This is a genomic window from Acidovorax sp. HMWF029 (assembly GCF_003060895.1).
Taxonomy (GTDB): domain Bacteria; phylum Pseudomonadota; class Gammaproteobacteria; order Burkholderiales; family Burkholderiaceae_C; genus Acidovorax.
Genome location: NZ_QAIH01000075.1, coordinates 1 through 7,448 on the forward strand (window position 1 = coordinate 1; position 7,448 = coordinate 7,448).

Consider the following 7,448-nt stretch of genomic DNA (forward strand, 5'->3'; position numbering starts at 1 on the left):
CACTGGACCTGCGTGCCATAGTGGGCGCCGCAGCCTGGGCGCGCCTGCCCGCCGCCGTGCAACGCCGCTTTGGCATCGCACACGCCGATGTGGCCTATGAAGGCCAGATGGACCTGCGCTGCTCGCTGGTCGGCCATGTCTATGCCGCGCTGACCCTGGCTTGGGGCGGCCCGCTCACCCATATCAACACCGCCGCCCTGCCCGCCACCGTGCGCGTGAGCGACAACGGGTGCGGTGGTGTGGTGTGGGAGCGGTGCTTTCACACCGGCACCGACAGCGGCGCGGGCCGCACCGTGCGATCCACCAAGGAGCTGGGCCCCGATGGGCGCCTGCTGGAGCGCACCGATGGGGGCCTGGCCATGTCGTTGGATGTGCTGGAAGAAGACGGCGCGCTGGTGTTTCGCAGCCGCCGCTTCTGGTGGGTGCGGGGGCGCCTGCGCATCCCCGTGCCTGCCCTGCTGACCCCGGGCACCTGCCGCGTGGCGCACACCGACCTGGGCGGCGGGCAGTTCCGCTTCACGCTGAGCATGGTGCACCCCTGGTGGGGGGAGACCTTCCACCAGTACGGGGTGTTCACCGACCCGTGCACCGAACCTGCCAGCACTGACTATTCTCTGAACGCGCTTTGAAGCGCACACAACAACAAGGACACCCGACCATGAGTGCCATGACCCCCGTTTTTATGCTGCTCTCTGTCCAGGCCGCCATGGGCGCGTTTGACAACTGGTGGCACCACGAGCTGCAGGCCCGCCTGCCCCATCGCCCGTCGGCCCGGTATGAGCTGGCGCTGCATGCGGCGCGCGAGGCGATCTATGGCGTAGTTTTTTTCGGGCTGGCCTGGTTTGCGTGGCATGGCGCCTGGGCAGCGCTGATCGCGGCGCTGCTGCTGACCGAGCTGGGCATCACCCTGGCGGACTTTCTGGAAGAAGACCGCACCCGGCGCCTGCCCCCGCTGGAGCGGGTGCTGCACACGCTGCTGACCATCAGCTACGGACTGTTCCTGGGGCTGATGGCGCCCGTGCTGTGGGGCTGGCTGCAGCAGCCCACCGCCCTGATGGCTGCACCCCATGGCTGGGTGTCGTGGTTGTTTACTGCGTTTGCGCTGGCGGTGTGGGCCTGGAGTGTGCGCAACCTGCGGGCCGTGTTGCGCCTGCGGCGTGCAGCAGCACCTGCAGCCCAGCCCCAGGCTATGCCGGGCGACAGTCAGCACCACACTGCACCCGCCACGCTGGTCACCGGGGCCACGGGGTTTGTGGGCCGCGCCCTGGTGGCGCAGCTGTTGCAGGGCGGCCAGCGCGTGATCGTGCTGACGCGCGATGTGCTGCAGGCCCGCGCCAGCCTGGGCCCGGGTGTGTGGGCGGTGGACTCGCTGGACGCGATCCCACCAGAAACCCGCATCGACGCTGTGGTCCAGCTCGCTGGGGCACGGGTGCTGGGCATGCCCTGGACGGCTGGGCGCAGGCGCGTGCTGCTGGCGAGCCGGGTGGACACCACCATGGCCGTGGTCGCGCTGATGCGGCGCCTGCACCACCGCCCACAGGTGCTGGTCAGTGCATCGGCTGTGGGGTTTTATGGCGCATCGCCCAACGCTTCGATGGAGCCGCTAGATGAGAACGCGCCACCGCGCCCCGGCGAGTTCCAGTCCGACCTGTGCGCTGCCATCGAGCACGAGGCCCGGCGCGCCGAAGCACTGGGTGTGCGCGTGGTGCGCCTGCGACTGGGGGTGGTGCTGGGCAACGGCGGCGGAGCCTACCCGATGCAGGCGCTGAGCGCCCGCCTGGGCCTGGGCGCCGTGCTGGGGCATGGCCACCAGGCCGCGCCGTGGATCCACCTGACGGATGCAGTGGGGCTGATCCGATTCGCGCTGGCACGCAGCGATGTGCAGGGGGCCATCAACGCGGTGGCGCCCGATGGCGTGTCGCAGCGCAGCTTTGTGCAGGCCCTGGCCGCGTCGTTTGGGCGGCGCGTGTGGCTGGCCATGCCCGCCGCCCCCTTGCGCTGGGCAATGGGCGAGATGTCCACCCTGCTGCTGGACGGGCAGAACGTGGTGCCCCAGGCGGCGCTGGCCCTGGGCTACTCATTTGTTCACCCCAACCTGCCTGGCGCCTTGCGGGATCTTGCTGTCCAGGGCGAAAGCAGTGGGGCAACGTGATGCGGTATCCGTGTAGCCGGATAGCCGGATAGCCGGACTACTGCGCCCGGCCCCACCCCAGCGCCACATGCTGCAGCAGCATGATGGTCTTGCCGTCCTGTATCGAGCCCTTGGCAATTCCTGCCAGGGCTTCGGCCAGCGGCATCTCGATCACCTCGATGTCTTCGCCCTCCCCCTCCAGGCCGCCCCCGGTGCGGATGCGGTCGCTGGGCTCGTACTCGGCCACAAAGAAGTGCAGCTTTTCCGTCACGGACCCCGGGCTCATGTACGCCTCAAACACCTTGCGCGGCTGGCGCACGCGGTAGCCAGTTTCCTCCTCGGCCTCGCGGCGGATGCAGGTTTCAGGGTCGTCACCATCGAGCAGGCCCGCGCAGGTCTCGATCAGCAAGCCGTCGGCACAGCCATTAAGAAAGGCGGGCAGCCGGAACTGGCGGGTGAGCACCACCGTGCTGCGGCGCGGGTCAAACAACAGCAGTGCGGCACCATTGCCACGGTCATAGGCCTCGCGGCTCATCGTCTGCCATTGGCCGTCGCGCCTGCGCAACGAGCAGGTGACCTTGCGCAGCACATACCAGTTGTCGGACAGCACCTGCACATCCAGCAGCTTCACATGCTCGGTGCGGGCGTTCAGCTCGGCAATAGGAACCTCGGGCGCGGGGCGGGTCATGCAAGGCTCCCTACGGGCTGGCTTGGGTGGCAGCGCGCGACAGGCGTCAGCGCCAAGGCCGTGTGATCTGGTGGCATTTGCATGGTTTTTGACAAGGTAAATTTACGCAATATCATGCACAAACATGCATATTCGTGCAATCACCTTGTCTAACCGCCCATGCTGACCACCCAACGCAAACAGCTCCTGCTCGACCGCCTGCGGCAGGACGGCCAGATCGTGGCCAAGGCCTTCAGCGAGGAACTGGGTATCTCGGAAGACACCGTGCGGCGCGACCTGCGCGAGCTGGCCGCTGAGGGCCGCTTGCTGCGCGTGCACGGCGGCGCCCTGCCCGCCTCAGCCGCAGTGGGCACTCTGCAGGCGCGCGAGTGGCTGGCTCCCGAAGACAAACGCGCCCTGGGCCGCGCCGGGGCTGCACTGGTGCGGCCCGGCCAGGTGGTGATTCTGGACGGGGGCACCACCTCGCTGCAGGTGGTGCAGTACCTGGCACTGGACTTGCGCGCCACCGTGGTCACGCACAGTCCCGCCGTGGCCGTGGCGCTGGGTGGACACACCCAGTTGGAGGTGCTCATGCTCGGAGGCCGGTTGTTCCGCCACTCCATGGTGAACGTGGGAGCCAGCGTGGTCGAAGCGGCCGCCCGGATACAGGCCGACCTGTACCTGATGGGCGTGACCGGCGTACATGCCGAAGCGGGCCTGACCACGGGCGATTTTGAGGAAGCCACCGTCAAGCGCGCCCTTCACCAGCGCGCCGCAGAAACGGTGGTGCTTGCATCACTCGACAAGCTGGGCACTGCCTCGCCGTTCCACATTGCGCCCCTGAGCGAGCTGGCAGCGCTGGTGGTGCCTGCCGCCACGCCGCAGGCGCTGCGCAAGAAACTGCAAGCGGGTGGCGCCAAGGTGGATGTTGCGGCGGCCTGATCAGCGTACAACGACCCCATCCCCCGGCCGCAAGTGCGCCACCAGCGCGACCGCAAAGTCCGACAGCACTGCCCCCTTGCGCACGCATATCCGCAGGTCGCGCTGCGCCCAGGGCTCGTCAAGATCCACCAGCACCGGCGGCTCGCTCAGGCCCGCCACCTGCAGGGCCGCGCCTCTGGACACCAGGCCACCGCCAACGCCTGCCCCCACCATGCGGCACACGGCCTCGACACTGCGCACCTGACTCCGCACATCGAGATGCCGCCCCAATGATGCGGCGGCGTTCATCGTGAAGGTGTGGATGGCCGAGCCCGCGTGCAGCATCACAAAGGCCTGGTCCAGTACCTCGGCAAACCCCACATGGTCGCGCGCTGCCAGCGCATGGCGGGCGTTGCGCAGCAGGGCCTCGCCCGCACGCGTGAGTGCCAGGCCCTGGGTCTAGGAGTCTGCGCGGCAGAAGGAGCATCGGCTGCAACGCGCGATAAACCAGTCTCGCGCGGTACTACCTCCGCGCCCAGGGCCCCGCCCTGGGGATGGCCGTGTTCTCGACCAAGCTGCCGGTGTTCGTGACCTCAGCCGCCATCCGCCGCATTGGCGCCTCCAAAACCGCACTCATCGGCACGCTGGGGCCCATCCTTACCATCTTTTTTGGCGCCTGGCTGCTGGGCGAGCCCTTGTCCGCCTGGCAACTGGGGGGCGCAGCCCTGGTGCTGGCAGGGGTGATGCTGATCAGCAAAATCAGCATCAAAAAAGGCCTTCACCGCCTGATGGGCAAGACTTTATTGCCACATAAAAGATAGCAATCTCGGTTACAGCATTTCATCCACCTCATCCGGCACGCAGAGGCGTAAAAAAGCCCGCACGGGGCGGGCTGTGGGCCGGACGCGAAACCCTGTTGCTCAGGCGCGCGGAACGGGTGCGCCCGAGTTCACGCACAGCGCCATGTTCAGCGCCTTGATGGCGGTCTTGTAGTCCTCGCGCTCGATCACGAACTGCATGTTCACCTGGCGCAGGGTCTGCGAGACGCAGTTCACATTGACCTGCGCATCGGCCAGCGCCTGCGCGGCCTTCGCCAGCACGCCGGGGATACCGATGTTGGAGCCAATGGTGCATACGATGGCGCTGGGCTTGATCGTCACGACCTGGTAGTCCTTCTGCAGCTCGGCTACCAGCTCGGGCGTCACCTGGCTGTCCCACATCAGGTGCGCGATGGAATTGGCGTTGGTCGCCTTCAGGATGTAGCTCACCTCGTGCTTGCAGAACACGTTCATCAGGCCCGCATCAAAGCCCACGGTGCCCACCATGCTGGGGTCGTGGATCTCGATCAGCGTGACCTTGTCGGTGCCGGTGACGATCTCCACGCGTGCGCGCTCACCCACGAAGTCCTTGGTGATGAGCGTGCCGGGGTGGTCGGGCTCAAAGGTGTTTTTCAGGCGGATCGGGATGCCGGCCAGCTCCATGGGCTTGGCGGCTTTGGGGTGGATGGCTTCCATGCCCACATCGGCCAGTTGGTCGGCCACGTCGTAGTTGGTGGCACCCACCACGATGGCGTTTTCCAGGCCCACCAGGTTGGGGTCGGCAGACGAGAGGTGAAATTCCTTGTGGATCACGGCCTCGGCGGGGCGCACTTCCACGGCGATCTTGCTGAAGGTCACCTCGGAGTAACCCCGGTCAAACTCGCGCATGATGCCTTCGGTGCCCTTGGTGTAGCCCGTGGCCACCACCACCTTGTCGCTCAGGTCCAAGCCCTTGAAGCTGTTGGCAATGCGCTCGTCGATGGTCCAGGCTTCGTTGTCGTCAAAACCGGCCAGATCCATCAGCACAGCCTTCACGCCATTGGCCTTGAGGATCTCGACCGAGTTGAATGCGCTGTGCGATTCGCCAATCGAGGCCAGCACTTCGCGCGCAGCCAGCAGCACATCGTGGCGGCTCAGGTAGCCGCTGGCCAGCACATGCTGCATGGCGCCCAGGTATTCACGCGCCTGGCCAATGCGCTGGTCGATGAAGGCATCGGCCACATCCAGCGGCAGGCCGATGTCGGCATAACCGGCGTTGAGCTTCTTGAGGCTGGCAGCCAGGCCCGTCAGGGCATCCTGGTAGCCCTTGCCTTCTGCAAACAGGGCATAAATGCCGCGCTCGCCCGTCTTCTTGTGCTCCAGCAGCTGGTTCGTCACGCCCGAGTAGGCAGACACCACGTAAATGCGACCGTAAATGCGCTTGGGGTCGTGCAGCACGATGTGGCGCAGCACATCGCCAAAGGCGGTCATGGAAGTGCCGCCGATCTTCTCGACAGAGATCTTGGAGTTTTGAACGTCTTGCATGGACTGACAGGCTCAGGGGAGCAATAAGGTTGGAAAGCCGGACGGGTGTTCTGCCAAGGGGCTCAGCGGCAGGAAACCCTCTATTTTCCACGACTTTTATCAGGGCACATTGACATGGGCCTGAAGTGCCAAGCCCTCGGTATGCACGGAGTCGAGGACCCCTGCGGTTTACCGGGCCACCGCATCCGCCTCGGCCTCAGGCCACAGCTTGGGAAACAAAAAGCGCAGCGCATGCTGTGGCAGCCCAAACCGCACCTTGCCCTGCGGCGAGTCGGACTTGAGCAGCCCCCGCCGCACCAGCGCGCCCAGCGCATCGGTGGCGCCCCGGTCGCTCATGCCCAGCATGGACTTGAAGTCGCCGCGCGCCATCTCTTCGCCGCTCAGAAACAGGTAGTGCAACCCGCGCAGGGACTCTGGGCGCACACCCGATTTCTCTACCGTGGCTTCGAACACCAGGCAGGCTGCGATGCGGGCCTTCAGGGTCTCGAAGTCCAGCATGTCGGCCATGAAGCCCACCTGGTCCTGGCAGACATCCAGTACATAGTCGCACCAAGCCACCAGCGCCTGTTCACTCAGGTTGCCGCGCCCGTCCAGGTCGCCACGGCGCGCGCTGTCTGCGTCGGCCAGCAGCGCGTAGTACCGCTCGGTACTGCGTGCAAAGCCCCGCAACGGCGACCACAGCCCCCCGGTGTAGCCCAGCGCACTCAGCAAGGTATGCGTATGCAACCGCATGACACGCCCATTGCCATCCACAAACGGGTGCACCCAGCCCAGGCGCTGGTGTGCACACGCCAGGGCCACCAGAGCCGCCTCCCCCCGCCGCACGCTGCCGTAGCAAGATGCCCATCGCGCAAGAAACTGCGGCACGCTGGACCACGCAGGCGCCACATGCTGCCCCACCTGTACTTCACGCTGGCGCAAGGCGCCGGGAACAATGGGCTCGTTTTCTGCCGTCACCAGATCGGCGATCGGCAAGCGACCAAACAACGCACCATGCAGCGCCTGCACCGCGTCCACCGAATACAACGCCCGCGCGCCCTCCAGTCCGGCATAGCGCTGCTCTAGCGCCTGCTCCGCATCAATGTGCGCCACGGCCAGGCGCTGCTTGGCAGCGAGCACAGCGTCTTGTGAAAAGTCTTGGCGCAGCGCCTGCTCAATCTCGTGCGGGCGCGTGTGCTGGCCCTCGATGCGGTTGGTGTAGTACGAGTTCATGCTGCGCAGCAAGGTGCGCAACTCGGGCGGCACCCGGGTGCCTGCGAGCAATGTGGCGGCGCGGGACAGGTCATGCGCCTTGGCCAACAGAGGCTCCATGCGCACATCGGATGGAAGCAAGGGCTCGAACTGATGGGGCGCGTTGTACATGGCCCTATTTTGCCAACTTTAAAAC

Annotated in this window: 8 protein-coding genes; 4 read left to right on the forward strand and 4 right to left on the reverse strand. The window is 66.2% G+C overall.

Annotation, left to right across the window (positions count from 1 at the left end):
- Positions 1 to 2 precede the first annotated feature (2 nt).
- Together DBR12_RS04435 and DBR12_RS04440 are read left to right on the forward strand one after the other, a co-directional pair.
- Positions 3 to 629, forward strand: a complete 627-nt coding sequence (locus DBR12_RS04435; protein WP_233244298.1) for a DUF4166 domain-containing protein — start codon at positions 3 to 5, stop codon at positions 627 to 629.
- 29 nt (positions 630 to 658) lie between these two features.
- Positions 659 to 2,152, forward strand: coding sequence for a TIGR01777 family oxidoreductase (locus tag DBR12_RS04440; protein WP_108616142.1), 1,494 nt, complete (start codon positions 659 to 661; stop codon positions 2,150 to 2,152).
- A 37-nt stretch (positions 2,153 to 2,189) separates the two neighbouring features.
- Here the strand turns inward: DBR12_RS04440 and DBR12_RS04445 are convergent, their stop codons facing one another.
- Complete coding sequence (locus DBR12_RS04445) at positions 2,190 to 2,819, reverse strand: NUDIX domain-containing protein (protein ID WP_108616143.1); 630 nt, start codon at positions 2,817 to 2,819, stop codon at positions 2,190 to 2,192.
- A gap of 159 nt (positions 2,820 to 2,978) precedes the next feature.
- Here DBR12_RS04445 and DBR12_RS04450 point away from each other — a divergent pair, with 159 nt between their 5' ends.
- Positions 2,979 to 3,740, forward strand: coding sequence for a DeoR/GlpR family DNA-binding transcription regulator (locus DBR12_RS04450; RefSeq protein WP_108616144.1), 762 nt, complete (start codon positions 2,979 to 2,981; stop codon positions 3,738 to 3,740).
- On the opposite strand, the gene DBR12_RS04455 is transcribed toward DBR12_RS04450, so the two are convergent.
- On the reverse strand, positions 3,741 to 4,169 hold the full coding sequence (locus DBR12_RS04455; RefSeq protein WP_369861350.1) for a LysR substrate-binding domain-containing protein: 429 nt from the start codon (positions 4,167 to 4,169) through the stop codon (positions 3,741 to 3,743).
- A gap of 104 nt (positions 4,170 to 4,273) precedes the next feature.
- Here DBR12_RS04455 and DBR12_RS04460 point away from each other — a divergent pair, with 104 nt between their 5' ends.
- A complete protein-coding gene (locus tag DBR12_RS04460) occupies positions 4,274 to 4,540 on the forward strand; it encodes an EamA family transporter (RefSeq protein ID WP_369861349.1) in 267 nt (88 codons plus the stop codon).
- 99 nt (positions 4,541 to 4,639) lie between these two features.
- Here the strand turns inward: DBR12_RS04460 and DBR12_RS04465 are convergent, their stop codons facing one another.
- Positions 4,640 to 6,061 (reverse strand): aspartate kinase, encoded by a 1,422-nt coding sequence (locus tag DBR12_RS04465; RefSeq protein WP_108616145.1) that lies wholly within the window; start codon positions 6,059 to 6,061, stop codon positions 4,640 to 4,642.
- A 168-nt stretch (positions 6,062 to 6,229) separates the two neighbouring features.
- Complete coding sequence (locus DBR12_RS04470) at positions 6,230 to 7,423, reverse strand: Fic family protein (RefSeq protein ID WP_108616146.1); 1,194 nt, start codon at positions 7,421 to 7,423, stop codon at positions 6,230 to 6,232.
- Positions 7,424 to 7,448 lie beyond the last annotated feature (25 nt).